Annotated in this window: 21 protein-coding genes and 1 other RNA gene; 14 read left to right on the top strand and 8 right to left on the bottom strand. The window is 60.1% G+C overall.

The genetic code is table 11. The features are described 5' to 3' along the window. Window positions 1-173: 173 nt before the first annotated feature. Complete coding sequence (locus H8B20_RS11065) at window positions 174-842, top strand: gamma-glutamylcyclotransferase (protein WP_042561674.1); 669 nt, start codon at window positions 174-176, stop codon at window positions 840-842. Here H8B20_RS11065 and glpT read toward each other — a convergent pair. Beyond that, window positions 818-2,167, bottom strand: a complete 1,350-nt coding sequence (gene glpT / locus H8B20_RS11060) for a glycerol-3-phosphate transporter (RefSeq protein WP_042561673.1) — start codon at window positions 2,165-2,167, stop codon at window positions 818-820. The two genes, H8B20_RS11065 and glpT, sit on opposite strands and share 25 nt — an antisense overlap. Before the next feature lie 224 nt (window positions 2,168-2,391). On the opposite strand from glpT, the gene H8B20_RS11055 reads away from it, so the two are divergent. Continuing rightward, the gene (locus H8B20_RS11055; RefSeq protein WP_210623150.1) at window positions 2,392-3,021 is read left to right on the top strand and encodes a flagellar basal body-associated protein FliL; all 630 of its coding nucleotides are present in this window, start codon (window positions 2,392-2,394) and stop codon (window positions 3,019-3,021) included. Window positions 3,022-3,036: 15 nt separating this feature from the next. Here H8B20_RS11055 and H8B20_RS11050 read toward each other — a convergent pair whose 3' ends face one another. Next, the gene (locus tag H8B20_RS11050; RefSeq protein ID WP_210623149.1) at window positions 3,037-4,014 is read right to left on the bottom strand and encodes an NADPH:quinone oxidoreductase family protein; all 978 of its coding nucleotides are present in this window, start codon (window positions 4,012-4,014) and stop codon (window positions 3,037-3,039) included. Between the two features lie 150 nt (window positions 4,015-4,164). On the opposite strand from H8B20_RS11050, the gene H8B20_RS11045 reads away from it, so the two are divergent. Then, the gene (locus H8B20_RS11045; protein WP_042561670.1) at window positions 4,165-4,572 is read left to right on the top strand and encodes a flagellar basal body-associated protein FliL; all 408 of its coding nucleotides are present in this window, start codon (window positions 4,165-4,167) and stop codon (window positions 4,570-4,572) included. Between the two features lie 102 nt (window positions 4,573-4,674). On the opposite strand, the gene H8B20_RS11040 is transcribed toward H8B20_RS11045, so the two are convergent. Beyond that, on the bottom strand, window positions 4,675-5,124 hold the full coding sequence (locus H8B20_RS11040) for an EVE domain-containing protein (protein WP_210623148.1): 450 nt from the start codon (window positions 5,122-5,124) through the stop codon (window positions 4,675-4,677). A 197-nt stretch (window positions 5,125-5,321) separates the two neighbouring features. On the opposite strand from H8B20_RS11040, the gene H8B20_RS11035 reads away from it, so the two are divergent. Then, window positions 5,322-5,477 (top strand): hypothetical protein, encoded by a 156-nt coding sequence (locus H8B20_RS11035; protein WP_164488117.1) that lies wholly within the window; start codon window positions 5,322-5,324, stop codon window positions 5,475-5,477. 33 nt (window positions 5,478-5,510) lie between these two features. Here the strand turns inward: H8B20_RS11035 and H8B20_RS11030 are convergent, their stop codons facing one another. The 4 genes from H8B20_RS11030 to H8B20_RS11015 form a co-directional block, all read right to left on the bottom strand. After that, on the bottom strand, window positions 5,511-6,116 hold the full coding sequence (locus H8B20_RS11030) for a 5-formyltetrahydrofolate cyclo-ligase (protein WP_210623147.1): 606 nt from the start codon (window positions 6,114-6,116) through the stop codon (window positions 5,511-5,513). 79 nt (window positions 6,117-6,195) lie between these two features. After that, window positions 6,196-6,374, bottom strand: a non-coding RNA gene (gene ssrS, locus H8B20_RS11025) — 6S RNA. A 30-nt stretch (window positions 6,375-6,404) separates the two neighbouring features. Further along, entirely contained in the window at window positions 6,405-6,722 is a 318-nt protein-coding gene (locus H8B20_RS11020; RefSeq protein WP_210623146.1) for a cell division protein ZapA, read from the bottom strand. Next, window positions 6,719-6,928 carry a TIGR02449 family protein gene (locus H8B20_RS11015; RefSeq protein WP_016985919.1) on the bottom strand — a complete coding sequence of 70 codons (210 nt, stop codon included), beginning with the start codon at window positions 6,926-6,928 and terminating at the stop codon, window positions 6,719-6,721. Before H8B20_RS11015 ends, H8B20_RS11020 begins: the two co-directional genes overlap by 4 nt. Before the next feature lie 118 nt (window positions 6,929-7,046). On the opposite strand from H8B20_RS11015, the gene H8B20_RS11010 reads away from it, so the two are divergent. The 10 genes from H8B20_RS11010 to gcvP all read left to right on the top strand — a co-directional run bounded on the left by H8B20_RS11010 (window position 7,047) and on the right by gcvP (window position 19,609). Further along, window positions 7,047-7,607: a YecA/YgfB family protein gene (locus H8B20_RS11010; protein ID WP_042561664.1), complete on the top strand. Its 561-nt coding sequence runs from the start codon at window positions 7,047-7,049 to the stop codon at window positions 7,605-7,607. A 27-nt stretch (window positions 7,608-7,634) separates the two neighbouring features. After that, the gene (gene pepP, locus H8B20_RS11005; RefSeq protein WP_150593516.1) at window positions 7,635-8,969 is read left to right on the top strand and encodes a Xaa-Pro aminopeptidase; all 1,335 of its coding nucleotides are present in this window, start codon (window positions 7,635-7,637) and stop codon (window positions 8,967-8,969) included. After that, complete coding sequence (ubiH, locus tag H8B20_RS11000; protein ID WP_200612542.1) at window positions 8,966-10,153, top strand: 2-octaprenyl-6-methoxyphenyl hydroxylase; 1,188 nt, start codon at window positions 8,966-8,968, stop codon at window positions 10,151-10,153. Before pepP ends, ubiH begins: the two co-directional genes overlap by 4 nt. After that, entirely contained in the window at window positions 10,146-10,631 is a 486-nt protein-coding gene (locus tag H8B20_RS10995) for a DUF4442 domain-containing protein (RefSeq protein WP_210623145.1), read from the top strand. The genes ubiH and H8B20_RS10995 overlap by 8 nt, the downstream gene beginning before the upstream one ends. A gap of 9 nt (window positions 10,632-10,640) precedes the next feature. Beyond that, window positions 10,641-11,858, top strand: coding sequence for a 2-octaprenyl-3-methyl-6-methoxy-1,4-benzoquinol hydroxylase (locus H8B20_RS10990; protein WP_181818472.1), 1,218 nt, complete (start codon window positions 10,641-10,643; stop codon window positions 11,856-11,858). Between the two features lie 187 nt (window positions 11,859-12,045). Further along, complete coding sequence (locus H8B20_RS10985; protein ID WP_042561659.1) at window positions 12,046-13,050, top strand: extracellular solute-binding protein; 1,005 nt, start codon at window positions 12,046-12,048, stop codon at window positions 13,048-13,050. 144 nt (window positions 13,051-13,194) lie between these two features. Further along, entirely contained in the window at window positions 13,195-14,811 is a 1,617-nt protein-coding gene (locus tag H8B20_RS10980) for an ABC transporter permease (protein WP_210623144.1), read from the top strand. 155 nt (window positions 14,812-14,966) lie between these two features. Next, on the top strand, window positions 14,967-16,049 hold the full coding sequence (gene gcvT / locus H8B20_RS10975; RefSeq protein ID WP_042561657.1) for a glycine cleavage system aminomethyltransferase GcvT: 1,083 nt from the start codon (window positions 14,967-14,969) through the stop codon (window positions 16,047-16,049). A 48-nt stretch (window positions 16,050-16,097) separates the two neighbouring features. Further along, entirely contained in the window at window positions 16,098-16,481 is a 384-nt protein-coding gene (gcvH, locus tag H8B20_RS10970; RefSeq protein ID WP_042561656.1) for a glycine cleavage system protein GcvH, read from the top strand. Between the two features lie 254 nt (window positions 16,482-16,735). Next, the gene (gene gcvP, locus H8B20_RS10965; protein WP_210623143.1) at window positions 16,736-19,609 is read left to right on the top strand and encodes an aminomethyl-transferring glycine dehydrogenase; all 2,874 of its coding nucleotides are present in this window, start codon (window positions 16,736-16,738) and stop codon (window positions 19,607-19,609) included. A 179-nt stretch (window positions 19,610-19,788) separates the two neighbouring features. Here the strand turns inward: gcvP and H8B20_RS10960 are convergent, their stop codons facing one another. Next, window positions 19,789-20,106: a DUF2388 domain-containing protein gene (locus H8B20_RS10960; protein WP_210623142.1), complete on the bottom strand. Its 318-nt coding sequence runs from the start codon at window positions 20,104-20,106 to the stop codon at window positions 19,789-19,791. Window positions 20,107-20,139 lie beyond the last annotated feature (33 nt).

The raw sequence follows: 20,139 nt of genomic DNA, 5'->3' as shown, positions 1-20,139 counted from the left end.
CGATCGGTATTTATCTAATTGGGTAAATACCGCTAGGTTATATATCAATCAGGCAATCTTTTAAGAAGTGTGCCATGGCACCTAAATTGCCTTAAAACATATGTGCCTTATTGTTACAGCGGTGCGTTCTATTAAGTAATTCTTCACCCGCGGGGAGCTGAACGCTATTCGCCATGAGTGCCATTGAAAACGCTTTTCTGAACCTGGCTTACCCTCCGCGGCTCGATCTTGGGCCGCAGCTGACGCACGAACAACTTCTCGCTTCCATGCAATCGACCATGGCGCGCCACAAGGGCGGGCCGGTGTGGCTGTTCGCCTACGGTTCGCTGATCTGGCGGCCGGAATGCAATTCGGCGCAGCGCATGCGCGGTCGCGTGCACGGCTATCATCGTGGGTTGTACCTGTGGTCGCACGAACATCGCGGCACCCCGGAAATGCCGGGGCTGGTGTTCGGTCTGGATCGTGGCGGTTCGTGCAGTGGATTTGCTTATCGCTTGCCCGAAGACGATCTGGACAGTGCGCTGTATGCACTGTGGAAGCGCGAGATGCCGTTCCCGTCCTATCGGCCACACTGGCTCAACTGCCGGCTCGAAGATGGCAGTCAGGTTCAGGCATTAGGATTTGTTTTGGAGCGACACCTGCCCAGCTATGCCGGCAACTTGCCGGATCACGTGCTGAGCCAGGTGTTCGCAAGCGCTTGCGGGCGTTACGGAACCACTCGCGATTATGTCGAACAGACCGCCCACGCCCTGCGCAGCCACGCCATGCCAGACCGAAATCTGGAGGCGCGGCTCAAGCGTTGTAAATCACAGGTCGATCAAGCGACTGCTTCGCGGCTCTGACTGGCAACTTGCTTGTGCCAGAGCGTCGGGGCCAGGAAGGCCATCGCCAGCAGGCACGCGCTCACCAGCAGGACAAAACCGCCGTCCCAGCCGAAATGGTCGACGGTGTAGCCCATCGCCGCACTGGCCGCGACCGAACCACCCAGATAACCGAACAGACCGGTGAAACCCGCAGCGGTACCCGCGGCTTTCTTCGGCGCCAGTTCCAGTGCCTGCAGGCCGATCAGCATCACCGGACCGTAGATCAGGAAGCCGATGGAGACCAGCGCGATCATGTCCACAGTCGGGTTGCCGGCCGGGTTGAGCCAGTAAACCAGCGTTGCCACGGTCACCAATGCCATGAACACCATGCCGGTCAGGCCACGGTTGCCACGAAAGATCTTGTCCGACATCCAGCCGCACAGCAGCGTGCCCGGAATCCCTGCCCATTCGTAGAAGAAGTAGGCCCACGAGGTTTTATCCACGGTGAAGCCCTTGGCTTCCTTGAGGTACGTCGGCGCCCAATCCAGTACGCCGTAGCGCAGCAGGTAGACGAAGACGTTGGCCATGGCGATGTACCAGAGCATTTTGTTGCGCAGCACGTATTTGACGAAGATTTCCTTGGCGCTGAATTCGTCTTCGTGGCTGGCGTCGTAGCCTTCCGGGTAGTCGTTCTTGTACTGCTCGATTGGCGGCAGGCCAACCGATTGCGGGGTGTCACGCATGGTCATGAAGGCGAAAACCGCCACGGCCAGAGCCACAGCTGCCGGCACGTAGAACGCCGCGTGCCAGTCGTTGAACAGGCCCATGCCGAGCAGGAACAGCGGGCCGATCAGACCACCACCGACGTTGTGCGCCACGTTCCACACCGAGACCACGCCGCCGCGTTCTTTCTGCGACCACCAGTGCACCATGGTTCGCCCGCTCGGCGGCCAACCCATGCCCTGTGCCCAGCCGTTGATGAACAACAGAATAAACATCATGGTCACGCTGGACGTCGCCCACGGCGCGAAACCGAACACGAACATCACCCCAGCCGATACCAGTAGGCCGAAAGGCAAGAAGAAACGTGGGTTGGAGCGGTCGGACACCAGGCCCATGAGGAACTTGGACAGACCGTAGGAAATGGCGATGGCCGACATCGCCAGACCCAGATCGCCACGGCTATAGCCCTCGTCGATCAGGTACGGCATGGCCAGGGAGAAGTTTTTGCGCAGCAGGTAATAACCCGCGTAGCCAATGAAAATGCCAGCGAAGATCTGCCAACGCAGGCGTCGGTAGGTGCTGTCTATTTTTTCTTCAGGCAATGGAGCCTGATGTGCGGCAGGACGAAAGAAAGCAAACATTCAAGAGCTCCAGATTTCTTGTTTTGACTGCGGATGCGAATGTTACAGTTTCGTTACCGAAAATAGCACTGGTTCGCATCCACCAAAAAGGGGAAATGTTGGAAATCGCACATTCCTTTACGAACCTGTCGCTCAGCTGTAAGAACGGGGCGTTTTTGTCGCGATTGAAGGGTTGTGTCTTAGACTCGGCTCAATAATCCCGCCTGATTCAGCAGAGATAAATGATGGCTCCGAAGGTCCGCAGGTTATTGCCGAGGTTGTTGATGGTGGCCGTCGTCGCGGCTTCGGTACTGATGTTGAGTGTTGTCCAGAGCTCTGCGGCCCCGGGCTTGCGCAATGTCACGGTGTTGATCGTTCGTCATGCGGAAAAACCCGACGTGGGCAGGGAGCTCAATGCCCGAGGCGAACAGCGCGCCGCGGCATACGCCGACTATTTCACCCCGCTGAAACTGGATGGTCAGACCCTAACGCCGCAGCGGCTCATTGCCACCTCAGACAGCGCCGAAAGTATCCGGCCTCGGCAAACACTGATCCCGCTGTCCCTACGCCTGCAACTGCCAATCGAACAACCCTGCGCCAATAGCAAAGTCGATAAATTGGTGAGTCTGCTGCGCGAGAAAAATCAGGCGAAAACACTGCTCATCGCCTGGCACCACGGGCACATCAACAAGCTGATAGCGGCGTTCGGCGGCGATGGCCCCGCCCTGATCGGTGTGCCGAAATGGCCTGTGGATGTTTACGATTGGCTCATCGTTCTGCGCTTTGATGACAACGGCAAACTCATCGAGTCACGTAGTCAGAAGATTCAGGAACAGCTGTTGCCGGGCGATGTTGCGGGATCGCCCGGCAGTTAAAAGTTCTTCCTGATTTCAGCGCACCTGCACCACAACCTTGCCCACAGCCTTGCGCTGGCCAAGATCATTGATCGCTTGTGCCGCATTGCTCAGTGGATACACCTGCGACACCAGCGGTTTCAGCTTGCCCTCGGCAAACCAGCCGAACAGTTGCTGGAAGTTCTCCGCGTTGTCCTGCGGTTGGCGCTGGGCGAAGGAGCCCCAGAACACGCCGAGTACCGCTGCACCCTTAAGCAGGGCGAGGTTGACCGGCAGTTCGGGAATGCGTCCGCTGGCAAAACCGACCACCAGCAGGCGTCCGTTCCAGGCGATGGCGCGGATGGCTTGGTCGAAGAGATCGCCGCCGACCGGGTCGTAGATCACGTCGGCACCCTGACCGTCGGTGAGGCGTTTGATTTCTTCCTTTAAGTTGGTTTCGCTGTAGTTGATCAGTTCATCGGCGCCGGCAGCCTTGGCCACGGCGAGTTTTTCCGCGCTGCTGGCCGCGGCGATGACCCGCGCACCCATGGCTTTACCGATTTCCACGGCCGCCAGTCCGACACCGCCGGAAGCTCCCAGCACCAGCAGGGTTTCGCCGGGCTGAAGGTTGGCGCGTTGCTTGAGGGCGTGCATCGAGGTGCCGTAGGTCATGCTGAATGCAGCGGCGATGTTGAAGTCCATCGACGGCGGAATCGGCAGCACGTTATAGCCCGGCACCGCGACCTGCTCGGCGAAGCTACCCCAGCCGGTAAGGGCCATGACCCGGTCGCCGACTTTCAGATGACTGACCTTTTCGCCGACGGCGCTGACCACGCCGGCCGCTTCACCACCTGGCGAAAACGGGAAGAGCGGCTTGAATTGGTATTTGCCCTCGATGATCAGCGTGTCCGGGAAGTTGACCCCGGCGGCGTGCACGTCCAGCAGGATTTCGTTCTTCTTGGCGACAGGACTGGCGACGTCTTCCAGCACCAGCGATTCGGCAGGGCCGAAGGCTTTGCACAGCACGGCTTTCATCAGGGCTATTCCTTTGGGAGTGATGGCCGATAAGTGTAGGTGTGTCAGTCAACGGGTCAACGAGCATACCCGGCCCTGATAGCCAGCCATAAGCTTGTGCTTGCGCGGCGGGTCGTTATGCTAGGCCGCAAACCGGATAAGGAGCGAATTGTGAAAGCGTGGATCATGTTGTTGCTGGCCCTGTCTCTGCCTGTGGCAGCGCTGGCCGAAGAAGCCAAAGAAGGTGAGGCGCCGAAGGTCAACTACATCACCCTGAGCCCGCCGTTCGTGGGTAACTACGGGCTCGATGGCACGCCGAAACTGAAGGTGTTCAAAGCCGATGTGGCGCTACGTGTGACCGGCGAAGAGTCGACCAAACTGGTCAAGGCCAACGAACCGTTGATTCGCAATCAGCTGGTGGCACTGTTCTCCCAGCAGACCACAGAAGCGATGGGCAGCATCGAGGGCAAGGAAAAGTTGCGTCAGGAAGCATTGAAACAAACGCAGCAAGTGATGAATGACGAGACCGGCAAGCCGGTGGTTGAGGATCTGTTGTTCAACAACCTGATCATTCAGTAAGACAGATTTAGAAAGTCAAAAGATCGCAGCCTTCGGCAGCTCCTACATTGGAATGCACTTCCCTGTAGGAGCTGCCGAAGGCTGCGATCTTTTTTGTGGCCGTTACCGCAGCGCCAATACCGCCGCCCATTGCTCCGGCGTCACCGCCATAACCGATAGCCGCGACCCTTTCTGCACCAGCGGCATTTCGGCCAGCGCGGTCTGCTGCTTCAGATAGTCCAGCTTCAACACCCGCGCGAACGTTTCGACATGGGCGACATCGATCGCGCTCCAGGCGTTTTTCTCCGCCGTGGCCTTCGGATCGAAATAATGACTTTCAGGGTCCAGCGCCGTCGGATCCGGATACGCCGCCTCGATTATTTTTCCGATCCCGGCAATTCCCGGCTCCGGGCAGCTGGAATGGTAGAAAAAGAACTCATCCCCCACCGCCATCGCGCGCAGGAAGTTGCGTGCCTGATAGTTGCGAACCCCGTCCCAGCGCGCTTTGCCGAGTTTCTCCAGGCCTTTGATCGAGAGTTCGTCAGGTTCGGATTTCATCAGCCAATAGGCCATGGTTTTTGCTCCTGAAGCGTTCTTTGGGCAAGTTGTCGGGCAATTTTATGACAAACCGACAGTCGGTTGACGTCAGCGTTTGCGCGCAGGTTCTCGTTGTCGCAAAATGCCGGCCTTTAAAGCTTGACGCTGCTGCACGGCCTACGAATGGAAACCGCTGCTGTCATCGTGATGATGTGCCTTGAGGGGGGCAATCGATGAAACGCAAACCGGATTTGCTTTGGGTTTTGGTTATTTTGTTTGGTTTGGGCGTTGTGACCACCGGTTACGCGCAAAGCCTGTGGGCCAACAAGGCCGACGCACCGATTGAAATCGCGCAACAGGTTCAACAGTCGACAGCTTTCAAGCGCTGAAACTGCCTTCCCGACGCCGCTGATCTGCGGCGTTCAGTCTACGAAATACCACGCCTTGTCAGTGACCGTGCCTTGCAACGGTACATCCCAACTCGCCTGCGCCAGCCGTTCGACCTTCTGACATTCATGGGCCAGACCCAATAATGTCGGCTTGCACCAGTTCTTGCGCCGCGCCAGATACGCCAGGCTGCGATCATAGAAGCCGCCGCCCATCCCCAGACGTCCGCCGACGTCGTCAAATCCCACCAGTGGCAACAACACCAGATCCAGTGTCCAGATCTTGCGCTGGCGAGCCAGATTGGCGCGCGGCTCAAGAATGCGGAAACGGTTGGGTTTGAGTTTTTCGCCGGGACGGATGCGCTGGAACACCATTTTGGTTCGCGGCCAGGCGCTGAGCACCGGCAGGTACGTGGCCTTGCCCCGACGCTGTGCTTCACGCAGCAGCAGACGCGGATCGATTTCACCGTCGGTAGGCAGGTACAGGGAGATGTGTTTGGCCCGGCGAAAGTGCGGGTCTTGCGCCAATTGCCGGAACAAGCCTTTGGCGGCCTGGCGTTGTTCAGCAGCAGTCAGTGCGCGGCGCGCCTTGCGCAGCAGGCGGCGGAGTTGCGGGCGGGGCAGCAGCGCGAGTTCGGTCATGGTTCGGCTTCGGCAGGTTGGACGAAAACGTACGCATAAAAAATCCGATGTCGGCATTCACCGACATCGGATTCGAATCAGGCTCCCCGGATGAACCGCTGTCAACTTAGCCCTTGAACCCGAAAGTTCAAGGTGGAAGATGCAGTAGACTTTAAGGCTTTCCGTCTGGCGGACATGCACACCAGCCCAACGTGCAACTTCCAGGGTAGTGCGAATCGGCTCAGGGACATCGTCAACTGGCAAGCACCCCAGGGAGTGCCGCGAGTATACCTCAAGCGGGCGGGCGAATCAGCCCTTGCTGATGTCCTGATCGTCGGCCAGGACCAGATCGACACGATCGAGCAAGTCACGCACCTGCTCACGGGTCGAGCCGCTGGCTTGAATGTCCGGACGCTCTTCTTTGTGCAAGAGATCGTGAGTGATGTTCAGTGCGGCCATCACAGCAATGCGGTCGGCCCCAATGACTTTGCCGCTGCTGCGGATCTCGCGCATCTTGCCGTCCAGGTAGCGTGCGGCGCTCACCAGATTGCTGCGCTCTTCCTGCGGGCAAATGATCGAATATTCTTTATCGAGGATCTGCACGGTAACGCTATTGCTTGAACTCATGAGTCTTGCTCCAGGGCCTTGAGGCGCGAAATCATCGATTCGACCTTACGCCGGGCGATTTCGTTTTTTTCAATGAGGTGCGCGCGTTCCTCGCGCCAGGTCTTTTCCTGAGCTAGTAAGAGTGCGTTTTGACTCTTTAGTTGCTCGACTCGGCCAATCAGCAGTTCGAGTCTGGCCATCAGCGCTTGCAGGTCGTTGTCTTCCATTGGATTCACTGTCTGATGGGTTAGCTGGCGGACAGCCTTTAATAGTCTTGGCGAGTCTGTCGATGTAGGATACAAGGCCTCCATTCTAGACATAGCGCCGTCTGGCGCCTAGCTGCCCATGACCATTGCGAATTCCCCGTACCAAGCCTTTGCCACCCTGCTGACCTCCAGCGGCCATAACGTCTCGCCTGCCGAACTGCACGGCTTGCTGCTCGGGCGCAGTTGCGCCGGTGCTGGCTTCAATGCCGACGAGTGGCTGATCGATGCCGCCGAGCTGCTCGAAAGTGAGCCCCAGGACAACATCCGCAACGCCCTGATTGGCCTGCAAGAGATGGTCAAGGGTGAGCTGACCGGCGACGACGTCACTGTCGTCCTGCTGCTGCCGACCGATGACGCGCCACTGGCTGAGCGTGCCGCCGCACTGGGCGAATGGTGCCAGGGCTTCCTCAGCGGTTTCGGCCTGAACTGCCGCGACAGCAGCATGCTCAGCACTGAAGCCACCGAAGTGTTGCAGGATCTGGCCGCCATTTCCCAGGTGCAAGATGCCCTGGAAGAATCCGAAGACGGCGAGACCGACTACATGGAAGTCATGGAGTACCTGCGCGTCGCGCCGCTGCTGCTGTTCACGGAAACCAAAAAAGCCGACGTGCCGCCAGCCGCCAAGCCGTCGCTGCATTAATCGCGAGCCAGGGAAAGCCATCTGCCCATGACCCATATCCCGAAAGCGGAATACAGCCGTCGCCGCAAGGCCCTGATGGCGCAGATGGAACCCAACAGCATCGCAATTCTGCCCGCCGCCGCGGTGGCCATCCGCAACCGCGACGTCGAGCACGTCTACCGTCAGGACAGCGATTTCCAGTACCTCAGCGGTTTCCCCGAGCCGCAAGCCGTCATCGTTTTGATGCCCGGCCGCGAGCATGGCGAATATGTTTTGTTTTGCCGTGAACGCAACGCTGAACGGGAAATGTGGGACGGCTTGCGCGCCGGCCAGGAAGGCGCGATACGCGACTTTGGCGCCGACGACGCATTCCCTGTCACCGACATCGACGACATCCTGCCGGGCCTGATCGAAGGTCGCGACCGGGTGTATTCGGCGATGGGCAGTAACCCCGAATTTGACCGACACCTGATGGACTGGATCAACGTGATCCGCTCCAAAGCGCACCTCGGCGCCCAGCCCCCGAACGAATTCGTTGCCTTGGATCATCTGCTGCACGACATGCGCCTGTATAAATCCGCGGCAGAAGTGAAGGTGATGCGCGAAGCCGCACGGATCTCGGCCCAGGCCCACATCCGCGCGATGCAGGCCAGCCGCGCCGGGCTCTACGAGTACAGCCTCGAAGCCGAGCTCGATTATGAATTCCGTAAGGGCGGGGCGAAGATGCCGGCCTACGGTTCGATCGTTGCCGCCGGGCGCAATAGCTGCATCCTGCATTATCAGCAAAATGACGCGCTGCTCAGGGACGGTGATCTGGTGTTGATCGACGCCGGTTGCGAAATCGACTGCTACGCCAGTGACATCACCCGTACTTGGCCGGTCAACGGCAAGTTTTCGCCCGAGCAGAAAGCGATCTACGAATTGGTACTCGCCTCGCAGGAAGCCGCGTTCGCTGAAATCGCCCCGAACAAGCACTGGAATCAGGCGCACGAAGCCACGGTTCGAGTCATCACCGCAGGTTTGGTGAAGCTGGGTCTGTTGCAGGGCGATGTCGACGAATTGATCGCGACTGAGGCTTATAAAGCGTTTTACATGCACCGCGCCGGCCACTGGCTGGGGATGGATGTACACGACGTCGGCGAGTACAAGGTCGGCGGCGAATGGCGCGTGCTGGAAGTCGGCATGGCGCTCACCGTGGAGCCGGGTATTTACATCGCCCCGGACAATCAGAACGTAGCGAAAAAATGGCGCGGCATTGGCGTGCGCATCGAGGATGACGTGGTAGTGACCAAGACCGGCTGTGAAATCCTCACCAACGGCGTACCGAAAACCGTCGCCGACATCGAAGCGCTGATGGCGCAAGCACGGACACACGCGGCATGAGTCGAGTCAATCTGGCAATCATCGGTGGCGGCCTGGTCGGCGCCAGTCTGGCATTGGCACTGCAGGCCGGGGCCAAGGCGCGCGGCTGGAAAATCGTGTTGATCGAACCGTTCGCGCCTGGCGACAGTTGGCAGCCGAGCTACGATGCACGTTCCTCGGCGTTGTCCTTCGGCGCACGACAAATCTATCAACGGCTGGGCGTGTGGCAGGAAATCTCCCGTCGCGCCGAGCCGATCAAACAGATCCATGTGTCCGATCGTGGCCGCTTCTCCACCGCGCGGTTGTCGGCGATGGAAGAAGGTGTGCCGGCGCTCGGTTACGTGGTGGAAAACGCCTGGCTCGGCCAATGCCTGTGGCGGCACGTCGACAAGGATGTGATCAGCTGGCGTTGTCCGGCGGAAGTCACGCGCATGGAGCCGTTGTCCGACGGCTATCGCCTGACTCTTAATGATGAAACCACCATTGAATGCGACCTCGCGGTGCTGGCCGATGGCGGGCGCTCCGGATTGCGCGAGCAGTTGGGCATCAACGTGCGCAAGCGTCCGTATAACCAGAGTGCGCTGATCGCCAACATCACCCCGAGCGAAGCGCACAACGGCATGGCGTTCGAGCGTTTCACCGACGAGGGCCCGATGGCCTTGCTGCCGCTGCCGGATAACCGTTGCGCATTGGTCTGGACTCGTCTGGGCATGGACGCGCAACGCTTGGCTGATTTGAGCGAGCGCGATTTCCTCAGCGAATTGCAGGGCGTGTTCGGTTACCGTCTCGGCACGTTGAAACAGGTGGGGGCGCGGCATTTGTATCCGCTGTCGCTGGTCGAAGCCGAAGAGCAGGTGCGCTCGCATCTGGCCGTACTTGGCAACGCCGCGCACAGTTTGCATCCGATTGCAGGGCAGGGTTTCAACCTGTCCCTGCGTGATGCCGATGCTCTCGCCGCGGCGTTGCTCGCCAGCGACAAACCGTTGGGCGACTTCGCCACGTTGCAGGCTTATCGCGAGCGTCAGCGTCTCGATCAGGACCTCACGGTGGGGTTCTCCGATCAGGTTACGCGGCTGTTCGGCAGCACCCAGCCGTTGGTATCGCTGGGGCGCAACATCGGTTTGCTCGGTCTCGACCTGTTACCACCCGCCAAGCGCTGGTTCGCCCGCCAGGCCATGGGTTTGGGAACTCGTCCGGATGCTTAAGTGGTTAAGCGACAAGTTCGGCAAGGCGCGGTTGATGCGTTGGGTGATGACCTTTTACCCGCCGTATCTCGGCGCCGGTGTTCGGGTACGGCACATCAGCGACGACTTTCGCGACATTCAGGTGTCGATGGGGTTGGGCTGGTACAACCGCAACTACGTCGGCACGCAGTTTGGCGGCAGTCTGTATTCGATGGTCGATCCTTTTTTCATGTTGATGCTGATGGAAAACCTCGGGTCGCGGTACATCGTCTGGGACAAGGCCGCCGACATCGATTTCATTGCGCCGGGCAAAGGCCCGGTGTTCGCCCGGTTTACCATCGACGACACCTTGCTGGATGAGGTCCGTCGGCAGACCGCCACTGGCGAAAAGTACCTGCCGCAGTTGCAGGTCGATATTCATGACGGCGCCGGCAACCTTGTCGCGCGGGTCGGTAAAACCCTTTACGTGCGGCTCAAGCCGCAAGCGAGACAGGCTTAAAGCATGGAAATGCGCGCAGATCTGCTGATTGTCGGAGCCGGAATGGTCGGCAGCGCCCTGGCGCTGGCGTTGCAGGACAGTGGCCTGGAAGTTTTGCTGCTCGACGGCAGCCCGCTGAGCGTCAAACCGTTCGATGCCCAGGCGCCATTCGAACCGCGGGTGAGTGCGTTGTCGGCGGCCAGCCAGCGGATTCTCGAACGCCTTGGTGTGTGGGAAGGCATCGCCAGTCGACGCAGCAGTCCGTACACCGACATGCATGTCTGGGACGGCAGCGGCACCGGGCAGATTCACTTCTCGGCGAGCAGCGTGCACGCCGACGTACTCGGCCATATCGTCGAAAATCGTGTGGTGCAGGATGCTTTGCTCGATCGTTTGCACGATTGCGATCTGGGCATGCTGGCCAACGCACGGCTGGAACAGATGCGCCGCTCCGGCGATGACTGGTTGCTGACCCTGGCCGATGGTCGGCAGTTGCGCGCTCCGCTGGTGATCGCGGCGGATGGCGCCAATTCAGCGGTGCGCCGTCTGACCGGTGTCGCGACCCGCGAGTGGGATTACCTGCATCACGCCATCGTCACCAGCGTGCGCAGCAGCAAGCCGCATCAGATGACGGCGTGGCAACGCTTCACCGATCACGGGCCGCTGGCGTTTCTGCCGCTGGAGCGCGAGGGTCAGCAGGACTGGTGCTCGATCGTCTGGTCGACCACGCCGAGCGAAGCCGAGCGTTTGATGGCGCTGGATGAAGCGGCATTCTGCCGTGAGCTGGAGCGGGCGTTTGAAGGTCGCCTGGGCGACGTCGTCAGTGCCGATCCACGGCTGTGCGTGCCACTGCGTCAGCGCCACGCCAAGCGCTATGTGGCTGAAGGCCTGGCGCTGATCGGCGATGCCGCGCACACCATTCACCCGCTGGCGGGGCAGGGCGTGAACCTGGGTTTCCTCGATGCGGCGGTGCTGGCTGAAGTGCTGTTGCAGGCTAACGAGCGTGGTGAACGGCTGGCGGATGTGAAAGTGCTGAGCCGCTACGAGCGCCGGCGCATGCCGCATAACCTGGCGTTGATGGCGGCGATGGAAGGGTTCGAGCGCTTGTTCCAGGCCAATCCGCTGCCTGTGCGCTGGTTGCGTAATGCCGGGTTGAAGCTGGTTGAGCAGATGCCTGAGGCCAAGGCGTTGTTTGTGCGTGAAGCCCTCGGTTTGACGGGTGACCTTCCGGCACTCGCAAAACCCTGAGGCCTGCATTGAGGCTGATGGCCTCATCGTGAGCAGGCTCACTCTTAAATTTGGCAATGCGTCCCTATGTAGGGATTCGTTTAGCGCCGTGCAACATCTGGTAACTCCTTGCCCAAGTGTTCGATTGAGAACGTAAATGTGAGTCCTTATCATTTGGCCCACATTTCCCGACCGAGAGACCACTCCCATGTTGGCACCCAAGCGTCTTCTGACCGCACTGGCCTTGACCCTGATCGGCAGCACCACTGCCCAGGCCGCCGACGAGGTGGTGGTTTACTCCTCGCGCATCGATGAACTGATCAAACCGGTGTTTGATGCCTACACCGCCAAAACCGGGGTGAAGATCAAGTTCATCACCGACAAGGAAGCGCCGCTGATGCAGCGCATCAAGGCTGAAGGCGAAAACGCCACCGCCGACCTGCTGCTGACCGTTGATGCCGGCAACCTCTGGCAGGCCGAGCAGATGGGCATCCTGCAGCCGTTCACCTCTAAAACCATCGACGCCAATATCCCGCAGCAATACCGCGCCTCTAGCCACGCCTGGACGGGGTTGAGCCTGCGCGCACGGACCATCGCCTATTCCACCCAGCGAGTGAAGCCGGGCGAACTGACCACCTACGAAGCACTGGCCGACAAGAACTGGGAAGGTCGTCTGTGCCTGCGCACGGCGAAGAAGGTCTACAACCAGTCTCTCACCGCAACCATGATCGAAGTGCATGGTGCCGAGAAGACCGAGAAGATCCTCAAGGGGTGGGTCAACAACCTATCCACCGATGTGTTCTCCGATGACGTTGCAGTGCTCGAAGCGATCAATGCCGGGCAGTGCGATGTCGGCATCGTCAATACCTACTACTACGGTCGCCTGCACAAGCAGAAGCCGGAACTGCCGGTGAAACTGTTCTGGCCGAATCAGGCGGATCGCGGTGTGCACGTCAACCTGTCGGGTATCGGCTTGACCAAACATGCACCACACCCGGAAGCCGCCAAGGCACTGGTCGAGTGGATGACCACGCCTGAGGCGCAGAAAATCTTCGCCGACGTGAACCAGGAATTCCCGGCCAACCCTGCCGTTGCACCGTCGGAAGAAGTGGCCGCATGGGGCAAGTTCATTGCCGACACCTTGCCGGTGGAAGTGGCGGGCAAGCGCCAGGCCGAAGCGATTCGCATGATGGATCGGGCAGGCTGGAACTGAGTCTGCTGATTTAGAGAGCAAAAGATCGCAGCCTTCGGCAGCTCCTACAGGGTGAGCACAATCCCACTGTAGGAGTTGCCGAAGGCTGCGATCTTTTTGCTTTTCTCCTTACACTCTACGTTTTTCCTCCACGAGAGTTCGCAAGTGGCCCACCCCGCCCAACGCCGCTGGTATCCCATCGTCTTCGCCATTGCCGCGCTGGTGCTGTTGCCCCTGAGCGTTCTGCTGCTGTCATGGCAGACCATCGATCAACAGATCTGGTCGCACCTGTGGGAAACCCAGATGCCGCGCCTTCTGGGCAACACCCTGACGCTGGTGCTCGGCGTTGGTTTCGGTGTGACGCTGCTGGGTGTGAGCCTCGCCTGGCTCACCAGCCTCTGCGAATTCCCCGGTCGCCGCTGGCTCGATTGGGCTCTAATGCTTCCCTTCGCCATCCCGGCCTATGTGCTCGCTTTCGTCTTCGTCGGCTTGCTCGACTTCGCCGGGCCTGTTCAAACCCTGCTGCGTGAATGGTTCGGTTCCGGCCTGCGGCTGCCGCGTGTTCGCTCCACCGGTGGAGTGATTCTGGTGTTGGTGCTGGTCTTCTACCCCTACGTCTACCTGCTGGCACGCACGGCGTTTCTCGCTCAGGGCAAAGGCCTGATGGAAGCCGCGCGCGTGCTCGGCCAATCACCCTGGCAAGCCTTTTGGCGCGTAGCGTTGCCGATGGCGCGTCCGGCAATCGGCGCGGGCGTGGCACTGGCGCTGATGGAGACTCTGGCGGATTTCGGCGCGGTCTCGGTGTTCAACTTCGACACCTTCACCACGGCGATCTACAAGACCTGGTACGGCTTCTTCAGCCTGTCCAGTGCGGCCCAATTGGCCAGCCTGTTGTTGCTGGTGGTGATGCTGGTGCTGTACGGCGAACGTCGTGCACGCGGCGCGAACCGGGCGAGCAACGAGCGTCCGCGGATCAAGGCGCTGTATCACCTGCGCGGGCTCAAGGCTGTCGCGGCGATGAGTTGGTGCGTATTGGTCTTCGCCTGCGCGTTTGTGATTCCGGTTTTGCAATTGGTCGTGTGGTTCTGGCAGCGCGGGCGTTTCGATCTCGATGAGCGCTACGCCGGGTTGATCCTTCACACCCTCTATCTGGGTGGCATGGCGGCGTTGATCACTGTCAGCGTTGCGTTGCTGCTGGCGTTCGCCCGACGGTTGGCGCCAACCCGGGCGATCCGCTCCGGGGTCAGTCTGGCCAACCTCGGTTACGCCCTGCCGGGCTCAGTGTTGGCGGTGTCGATCATGCTCGCCTTCAGTTATCTGGATCGCGAACTGGTGATTCCGCTTTCGGGCTGGCTCGGTGGTGCAGGCAAACCGTTGTTGCTCGGCAGTCTGGCGGCGTTGCTGATGGCCTATCTGGTGCGGTTCATTGCCGTCGCGTATGGCCCGCTGGAAAACAGTCTGGCGCGTATACGGCCATCTTTGCCGGAAGCGGCACGTAGCCTGGGTGTCAGTGGGCCGCAACTGTTTTTCAAAGTGTATCTGCCGTTGTTGTTGCCCGGTACGTTGAGCGCGGCGCTGCTGGTGTTCGTCGATGTGCTCAAGGAAATGCCGGCAACCCTGCTGATGCGCCCGTTTGGCTGGGACACGCTGGCCGTACGCATCTTTGAAATGACCAGCGAAGGCGAATGGGCGAGGGCGTCGTTGCCGGCGCTGACCCTGGTTCTGGTCGGACTATTGCCGGTCATTGGTCTGATCCGTCGCTCGGCGCACCGAAACACTTAGTCGTCAGTCCTGAATCATGCGGCTACAATGCGCGGCATTCGGTGCGGTTCGTCTGACAGACCCGTTCGCTGGAAACAGCTCAAAGCCTTATATTTCGAGGCTTTCAGCCGTGCAGCGGCAGTCCGCACCCTCGCCACGCCCGGAAGGAGAAACCCATGGGACAGCGTACGCCTCTGTATGACCTGCATCTCGCCCTCGGCGCGAAGATGGTCGATTTTGGCGGTTGGGACATGCCACTGCATTACGGCTCGCAGGTCGAGGAGCACCACGAAGTGCGCCGCGATTGCGGGGTGTTCGATGTGTCCCACATGACCGTAATCGATGTTAACGGCGCCCAGGCCAAGGCCTGGCTCCAGCATTTGCTGGCCAATGACGTCGAACGCCTGCACCGCCCCGGCCGTGCGTTGTACAGCACCATGCTCAACGAGCGTGGCGGCATCGTCGATGACATGATCGTCTACCGCCTCGAAGACGGTTATCGTCTGGTGTTCAACGCCTCGACCCGTGATCAGGACCTGGCCTGGATGCAGGCGCAACTCGGCAGTTTCACCGTGCAACTGCACGAGCGCTCGGAGCTGGCGATGCTGGCCATTCAAGGCCCGCATGCTCGGCACAAGATTGCCGAACTGGTCACCCAGTCGCGTGCCACGCTGATCCAGCACCTCAAACCCTTCGAAGGCGAGACCGACGGCGACTGGTTCATTGCCCGCACCGGTTACACCGGTGAAGACGGTCTGGAAATCGTATTGCCGGCCAATCAGGCCCCGGCATTCTTCAACGATCTGGTGGGTGCCGGCATTTCCCCGATCGGCCTCGGTGCCCGCGACACGTTGCGTGTGGAGGCCGGCATGAATCTCTACGGGCAGGACATTCATCAAGACGTTTCGCCGCTGGCTTCCAACATGGCCTGGAGCATTGCCTGGGAACCGGCCTCGCGTCAGTTCATCGGCCGTGCTGCGCTGGAGGCGGAAAAAGCCGCTGGCGTTGCACACAAACTGGTCGGTCTGGTGCTTGAGGAACGCGGTGTTTTGCGTGCCCACCAGGTCGTTCGTATCGCCGATGTTGGCGAAGGGGAGATCACCAGTGGTAGTTTCTCTCCTACGCTAAGCAAATCGATTGCCCTGGCGCGTGTTCCGATGGCGACTGCCGACCGCGCCGAAGTGGAAATCCGTGGCAAGTGGTACCCGGTGCGAGTGGTCAAACCGACCTTCGTACGCCATGGCAAAACTTTGATCTAACCTTTTCCGGCGGGCACCACCGCTGACAATTTCTTGAGGACACTGAAGATGAGCGATATTCCTGCCGACCTGCGTTTTGCCGAAAGTCACGAATGGGCACGTCTGGAAGCCGACGGCACCGTCACTGTGGGCATCAGCGATCACGCGCAGGAAGCGCTGGGTGATGTGGTGTTCGTCGAGCTGACCGAAGTCGGCAAAGTATTTGCAGCTGGCGATCAGTCCGGTGTGGTCGAATCGGTGAAAGCCGCTTCCGACATCTACGCCCCGGTCAGCGGCGAAGTCATCGCGATCAACGATGAGCTGAGCGGTTCGCCTGAGTTGCTGAACTCCGACCCGTACGGTGCATGGATCTTCAAGCTCAAGCCAAGCGACAAGGCTGAGCTGGACAAGCTGCACGACGCGGCTGCCTACAAGGCTGCCATCGGCGAGTAAGCTGAGCGCTGCACCCCAAAGCCCCGACTTGTCGGGGCTTTTTCATGGGCGATGATTTTTCCCTGTGGGAGCGAGCCTGCTCGCGAAAGCGGTCTGTCAGACACATTTGAATTGAATGACACACCGCATTCGCGAGCAGGCTCGCTCCCACAAGGGGAAAGGGGTTGCTCTGAAAATTGGCGGCGACATGGACTGCTATGCTGGTTTGACCGTATTTGCCTTGACGCCGAGCGCCAGCGAAGAGAGAGCCCGTCATGTCCCAGTTGCCGTCCCTGAGCCAGTTACGCGATCCCGAGGCCTTCCTGCGCCGCCATCTCGGTCCCGACGCCGCCGAGCAGCAGGCCATGCTCGACAGCCTCGGCCTCGGCAGCCGAGGTGAACTGATCGAGCAGACCGTGCCCCTAGGCATTCGCTTTAATCGCGCACTGGATTTGCCGCCAGCGCTGGATGAGCAAGCGGCGCTGGCCAGGCTGCGTGGCTACGCCGAGCAGAATCAGGTCTGGACCAGCCTGATCGGCATGGGCTACCACGGCACGCTCACGCCGACCGTCATCTTGCGCAATGTGCTGGAAAATCCCGGTTGGTACACCGCTTACACGCCGTATCAACCGGAGATTGCCCAGGGTCGGCTCGAAGCGCTGCTGAATTTTCAGCAACTGACCATCGACCTCACTGGCCTGGAACTGGCCAACGCCTCATTGCTCGATGAGGCTACTGCGGCGGCGGAAGCCATGGCACTGGCCAAACGTGTCGCCAGGTCGAAGAGCAATCTGTTTTTTGTCGACGAGAACTGTCATCCACAAACCATTTCCGTCGTGCAGACCCGGGCCGAAGGTTTCGGTTTCGAGTTGATCATCGGCGCTGTGGATAACTTGAAGCAGCACCACGTATTTGGAGCACTGCTGCAATACCCCGACACCCACGGCGAGATCCGCGATCTGCGACCGCTCATCGATCACTTGCATGCCCAGCAGGCGCTGGCCTGTGTCGCCACTGATATGCTCAGTTTGTTGTTGCTGACGCCGCCGGGTGAGTTGGGCGCCGATGTGGTGTTCGGTTCGTCTCAACGCTTTGGCGTGCCGATGGGCTATGGCGGGCCGCACGCCGCTTTTTTCGCCAGTCGCGAGGAGTACAAACGGGCGATTCCCGGGCGGATCATCGGTGTGTCGAAGGACGCTCGCGGCAACGTCGCGTTGCGCATGGCCCTGCAAACCCGCGAGCAACACATCCGCCGCGAGAAAGCCAATTCGAACATCTGCACGGCGCAGGTGCTGTTGGCCAACATCGCCAGTTTCTACGCGGTCTATCACGGGCCGGAAGGCTTGAAGCGCGTCGCGCAGCGGGTGCATCGGCTGACCTGCATTCTGGCGGCAGGTCTTGAGCGCCACGGTATCAACCGGGTCAACGCGCAGTTTTTCGACACGCTGACACTGGACGTCGGCGGCGCGCAAACCGCGATTATCGAAAGTGCCAAGGCTGCGCAAATCAACCTGAGGATTCTCGGCCGGGGTCGGGTCGGTCTGAGCCTCGACGAAACGTGTGACGAGCACACCGTGGCAAAGCTGTTCGATGTGCTGCTTGGCGCCGATCATGGGCTGATCGTCGACGATCTTGATGCTGAGGCGCTGATTTCCGGCATTCCAGACAATCTTCAGCGCAGCACACCTTATCTGCGTCATCCGGTGTTCAACGCTCATCACAGCGAAACCGAGATGCTGCGGTATCTCAAGCAACTGGAGAACAAGGATCTGGCGCTCAACCAGTCGATGATCCCGTTGGGCTCCTGCACCATGAAACTCAACGCCACCAGCGAAATGATCCCGATCACCTGGCCGCAGTTCGCCAAGTTGCATCCCTTCGTGCCCAGGGAGCAGGCGGTCGGCTACACCTTGATGATCGAAGAGCTTGAGCGCTGGTTGTGCGCGATTACCGGGTTCGATGCGATTTGCATGCAGCCCAACTCCGGCGCTCAGGGCGAGTACGCCGGGTTGCTGGCGATCCGCAAATATCACGAGAGCCGCCAGCAAGGGGCACGGGATATCTGCCTGATTCCGTCGTCGGCCCACGGCACCAATCCAGCCTCGGCACAAATGGCCGGGATGCGCGTGGTGATCGTCGAGTGCGACGAGGCGGGTAACGTTGATCTGGAGGATTTGAAAGCAAAAGCCGCCGAGGCTGGGGATAAGTTGTCGTGCCTGATGGCGACCTACCCATCGACCCACGGCGTTTACGAGGAGGGCATCAGCGAGATTTGCGAGGTTATCCACAAGCACGGCGGTCAGGTGTACATGGACGGCGCCAACCTCAATGCGCAGGTCGGGCTGGCGCGACCGGCGGACATCGGCGCCGACGTGTCGCACATGAATCTGCACAAAACCTTTTGCATTCCCCATGGCGGTGGAGGGCCGGGCATGGGCCCGATCGGCATTCGCGCACATCTGGCGCCGTTCGTCGCCAACCATCCGGTCGTGCCGATCGACGGGCCGCTGGCGCAGAACGGAGCAGTCAGCGCGGCGCCGTGGGGCAGTGCGAGTATTCTGCCGATCAGCTGGATGTACATCGCCATGATGGGGCCGCAACTGGCAGACGCCAGCGAGGTGGCGATCCTCGCGGCGAACTACCTGGCGCAGCATTTATCCGGTGCGTTTCCCGTGCTCTACACCGGTCGCAATGGTCGCGTGGCCCATGAATGCATTCTCGATTTGCGACCGCTTAAAGCGCAGACCGGGATCAGCGAGGAGGATGTCGCCAAGCGCCTGATGGATTACGGCTTCCATGCGCCAACCATGTCGTTCCCGGTGCCGGGCACCTTGATGGTCGAGCCGACCGAGAGCGAATCCAAGGCTGAGCTGGACCGGTTCATCGGCGCGATGTTGAGTATTCGCGCGGAAATCACCGAGGTGCAGAACGGTAACTGGCCGGCGGAAGACAACCCGCTCAAGCGTGCGCCGCATACCTTGGCGGATGTGACCGGCGTGTGGGAGCGGCCGTACAGCATCGAGCAAGGCATCACCCCGGATGCGCACACGAAGGCACACAAGTACTGGCCGGCGGTAAATCGGGTCGACAATGTCTATGGGGACCGCAATCTGTATTGCGCTTGCGTGCCGGTCGACGATTACCGCTGATTGCCCTGCAAGCATGCCATCCCCTGCTCGCGAAAGCAGTCGTTCAGCCAGCATTCATTTGCGGTGACTGACACGCCGCTTTCGCGAGCAGGCTCGCTCCCACAGGGTTACAGGGTGTGGCTGAAATCCGGGCAAAAAAAATGCCGCTCAAATGAGCGGCATTTTTGTCTGCGAACGACTTACTCGGAAGCCACGGCGTTCTTCGCCAGAATCGCGTTCGCCAGTTCCATGTCCGTCGCCTGCAGGCCCGGATTGTCGTTACGGACTTTCTGCATCGCAGCTTCCAGGTACGGGCCACGGATGCCGCCGTCGCTGGCAACGAAACTGCCGGCGTCGTCCTGCGCGGCGACAATCAGCTTGTGATCCTTGAAGGTCAGGTAGGTCGAGCCGGTGGTGGCGCCGGAGGAAATGACGTTACGCCAGAAGCTGTCGGCCATTGCCGAACCAACAGGCAGAGACAGCAGGGCAACGGTAGCGACAGCAAGTTTGAGACGCATGAGGGGGTGACTCCACTGGTGTTGAATGACTGG

Origin of the sequence: Pseudomonas sp. P42 (assembly GCF_017973755.1) — a bacterium.
In the GTDB taxonomy this organism is placed as follows: Bacteria; Pseudomonadota; Gammaproteobacteria; order Pseudomonadales; family Pseudomonadaceae; genus Aquipseudomonas; species Aquipseudomonas iridis.
This window is presented reverse-complemented; position numbering and strand designations above follow the sequence as displayed.

What these genes read in the sequence shown, in the direction of transcription:
- H8B20_RS11030 (WP_210623147.1), bottom strand. Translation starts at nt 6,116, where the DNA reads ATGACCGAACTCGCGCTGCTGCCCCGCCCGCAACTCCGCCGCCTGCTG.
- H8B20_RS11010 (WP_042561664.1), top strand. Translation starts at nt 7,047, where the DNA reads ATGACCATTGCGAATTCCCCGTACCAAGCCTTTGCCACCCTGCTGACC.
- H8B20_RS11040 (WP_210623148.1), bottom strand. Translation starts at nt 5,124, where the DNA reads ATGGCCTATTGGCTGATGAAATCCGAACCTGACGAACTCTCGATCAAA.
- glpT (WP_042561673.1), bottom strand. Translation starts at nt 2,167, where the DNA reads ATGTTTGCTTTCTTTCGTCCTGCCGCACATCAGGCTCCATTGCCTGAA.
- H8B20_RS11065 (WP_042561674.1), top strand. Translation starts at nt 174, where the DNA reads ATGAGTGCCATTGAAAACGCTTTTCTGAACCTGGCTTACCCTCCGCGG.
- H8B20_RS11050 (WP_210623149.1), bottom strand. Translation starts at nt 4,014, where the DNA reads ATGAAAGCCGTGCTGTGCAAAGCCTTCGGCCCTGCCGAATCGCTGGTG.
- H8B20_RS11020 (WP_210623146.1), bottom strand. Translation starts at nt 6,722, where the DNA reads ATGAGTTCAAGCAATAGCGTTACCGTGCAGATCCTCGATAAAGAATAT.
- ubiH (WP_200612542.1), top strand. Translation starts at nt 8,966, where the DNA reads ATGAGTCGAGTCAATCTGGCAATCATCGGTGGCGGCCTGGTCGGCGCC.
- gcvP (WP_210623143.1), top strand. Translation starts at nt 16,736, where the DNA reads ATGTCCCAGTTGCCGTCCCTGAGCCAGTTACGCGATCCCGAGGCCTTC.
- H8B20_RS11015 (WP_016985919.1), bottom strand. Translation starts at nt 6,928, where the DNA reads ATGGAAGACAACGACCTGCAAGCGCTGATGGCCAGACTCGAACTGCTG.
- gcvH (WP_042561656.1), top strand. Translation starts at nt 16,098, where the DNA reads ATGAGCGATATTCCTGCCGACCTGCGTTTTGCCGAAAGTCACGAATGG.
- H8B20_RS11055 (WP_210623150.1), top strand. Translation starts at nt 2,392, where the DNA reads ATGGCTCCGAAGGTCCGCAGGTTATTGCCGAGGTTGTTGATGGTGGCC.
- gcvT (WP_042561657.1), top strand. Translation starts at nt 14,967, where the DNA reads ATGGGACAGCGTACGCCTCTGTATGACCTGCATCTCGCCCTCGGCGCG.
- H8B20_RS10995 (WP_210623145.1), top strand. Translation starts at nt 10,146, where the DNA reads ATGCTTAAGTGGTTAAGCGACAAGTTCGGCAAGGCGCGGTTGATGCGT.
- H8B20_RS10990 (WP_181818472.1), top strand. Translation starts at nt 10,641, where the DNA reads ATGCGCGCAGATCTGCTGATTGTCGGAGCCGGAATGGTCGGCAGCGCC.
- pepP (WP_150593516.1), top strand. Translation starts at nt 7,635, where the DNA reads ATGACCCATATCCCGAAAGCGGAATACAGCCGTCGCCGCAAGGCCCTG.
- H8B20_RS10960 (WP_210623142.1), bottom strand. Translation starts at nt 20,106, where the DNA reads ATGCGTCTCAAACTTGCTGTCGCTACCGTTGCCCTGCTGTCTCTGCCT.
- H8B20_RS11035 (WP_164488117.1), top strand. Translation starts at nt 5,322, where the DNA reads ATGAAACGCAAACCGGATTTGCTTTGGGTTTTGGTTATTTTGTTTGGT.
- H8B20_RS10985 (WP_042561659.1), top strand. Translation starts at nt 12,046, where the DNA reads ATGTTGGCACCCAAGCGTCTTCTGACCGCACTGGCCTTGACCCTGATC.